Below are 1402 nucleotides of genomic sequence, written 5' to 3' on the forward strand. Positions count from 1 at the left end.
CACTAGCATTGCAGTAATTAAATCTGATGATTCAAAATACTAAGAATGTTCAATTTTTTATTGATTTCGAAACAAAAAAATCCTTTACAATGGAAGTACAGGTGGTTCCTGTCCAAATCCAATCGTAAAGGATAACTGTTATGGACAAGAATACACTAATTTCATCATTTGGTAAATGGGTTTCACCCATAAATATTCAAAAACTTAGCGAACAAGTCAAAGAATTGAAACAGGACTATTACACAAAAAAGCTGACAACAGAAGCCTATATTAAATTTTTATTGGTAGCCCAACTGCTCGAATTTAAGAGCTTAGAGGAAATGAGTGATGCACTTGTAGACGAAGATCTTCAAAAAGCACTCGGATTTGAATCGATAAGTGCCTCTCAGCTATCCCGAAAAAACAATCAGATCAACCCACTAATTCTTGCAAATTTGTTCTTGGATCTTGTTTGGAAAATTCAACGGTACCATTATAAAAACGGAAAGAATATGCCACTGAAAATCATTGATTCGAGTACACTCCCGTTGAATTTGACCAATTATAAATGGGCAAAATTCCGTAAAACAAAAGCTGGTGTAAAGCTACACTTACGGCTCGTTTTCATGGATAAAGACACCGTCTATCCTGAAAAAGCAGTGATTACGACAGCAAAAGAACATGACCGAAATCAACTCGAAGTCCTAGTGGATGATAAAGAAGCCATGTATGTGTTTGACCGCGGTTATGTGGACTATGAACGTTTTGACCGGATGACAGATGATGGCTATTTCTTCGTTTCAAGACTGAAGAAAAACGCAGTCATTCGTGAAGTCTATACATTTTCACTTCCTGATGATTGTCACGTTCTATCCGATAAAATGGTCTATATTGGTACCACACAAAATCGTACTGAAAATGTCTATCGTCTACTAGAAGTTATGGACACAAAAGGGAACTTACTTCGTTTAATTACCAACCGATTTGATTTAAAAGCAGAAGAGATAAGTGGTATTTACCGATCTCGCTGGGCTATTGAACTCTTTTTCAAATGGCTTAAGCAACACGTAGAAATTAAGCACTTTTATGGAATGAGTGAAACAGCTATTCAAAATCAAATTTTCTTAGCCCTTATCACGTATTGCTTACATGTTCTCATTCAATTGGAGATGAAAAGTAAGAAATCCCTACTTCGAATTACTCGTTGGTTAAAGAGAGCTCTGTGGAAACCAGCTTATGTTTGGTTGCGAAAATTTGATGGGCGAGCCAGTCCATAATCTCCCTTTTGTCGTTGTCGCTCTGATTTAACTGTATATATTTACCAAATGGACAGTGCCGCCTTTCTTTAGGTTTTGTCTTTTTGGCACAAATTCACAAAAAATAATTAACAGAAAATTCTAACTATATTTATGCAATGCTAATG

General features: G+C 35.9%; 1 protein-coding gene. It reads left to right on the top strand.

Annotated elements, in window-relative coordinates:
• Positions 1-140: 140 nt before the first annotated feature.
• Entirely contained in the window at positions 141-1256 is a 1116-nt protein-coding gene (locus tag JV16_RS14755) for an IS4 family transposase (RefSeq protein WP_032101754.1), read from the top strand.
• Positions 1257-1402: the final 146 nt, after the last annotated feature.

It is taken from the genome of Anoxybacillus ayderensis (assembly GCF_000833605.1).
GTDB lineage: Bacteria > Bacillota > Bacilli > Bacillales > Anoxybacillaceae > Anoxybacillus > Anoxybacillus ayderensis.

Excerpts from the sequence above, each read along its gene's own strand:
- JV16_RS14755 (WP_032101754.1), top strand. The coding sequence starts at position 141 with ATGGACAAGAATACACTAATTTCATCATTTGGTAAATGGGTTTCACCC.